General features: G+C 56.7%; 1 pseudogene (only partly in view). It reads right to left on the minus strand.

Features of this window, described 5'->3' with window-relative positions:
- Window positions 1–81 precede the first annotated feature (81 nt).
- A pseudogene (locus QZ298_RS08545) lies at window positions 82–987 on the minus strand (tail fiber protein) (it continues 78 nt past the right edge of the window).

The following is a 987-nucleotide window of genomic DNA, read 5'->3' on the forward strand; positions in this document are numbered from 1 at the left end:
TCGGTTGGATAACTGCCGCGCTTGAACCACGCTTTTAATTGCGCTATGCTTCTTATCGCCATTCTTGAATTGGTTTATCGGTTATCGTACCCGCATGATGTATGCGAGCACGTAATAGGGCGGACGGTTCTCGTGAGAAGAGCCATTTCCCCGCGATTCCGTGTCGTGCCGCAGATAATACATATATTGGTTGTCATGATCGGTTTTCGCCGCTCCGATCGATTTCTCGGGAAAATAATCACGTCCGTCACGTCCCGCTTCGTCGTAGGCCTCCGAGAAAAAATAGTCTTTCACTTGGTGGCTATGCGAGGGCATTTCTTTGATCGTGAGCGTATGCTGCTTTTCGCCGCCCGCTTTGCCGTAGCTGTTGTAATCCGCATCGCTCGGGTTGTGACCTACGATGAACCGCCCCCGCAGATCGGGCATGCGGAAATAACCGGCCGAAGTGGAATAACGCGCCCCAGTCGCGCTGTACGAGTTGTTGAACGTCGAGCCGAGAGCCTTGTACAAATCCGGGTAGTCGGTGATTTTAAGCTGTTGCCCCTCGCAAAGCTCGTAACCCGCCGGAACCGTCTTGCCTGCCCACGTTTCAACGATACCCAACGGGGCGCTCTGCAGCTTCGCAATGGCCGCGCGCAGATTCTCGATCTCGGCGCGCAAAGCCGGAATCGTCGTTGCGTCCGTGAATTCCTCCCATTTGTAATTCTCGCTCCCGACGCCCGGCTTGAGCGACCGCACGGTATACGCCCGCGGAAAATCGTAGCCCTGCGCTGTAACCGGGATGATCTCCTGATTGACGTACATGCCGCCGGAGCTCGTGCCGCCCTCCCAGTAAATGACCTCGCCCTCCGGGAAATCCCGCGTCCTCAGAAAGACGTATCCCGCCTTGCGGCGCGTGCCGTTCTGCTCCGCTTCACAGCCCAGCAGAACAGCCTTGTCTCCGGCAAGGTTGCCGAGTACGGCGAGCATTGCCTGGTTTTGCTGGAT

Origin of the sequence: uncultured Alistipes sp., assembly GCF_910580175.1 — a bacterium.
In the GTDB taxonomy this organism is placed as follows: domain Bacteria; phylum Bacteroidota; class Bacteroidia; order Bacteroidales; family Rikenellaceae; genus Alistipes.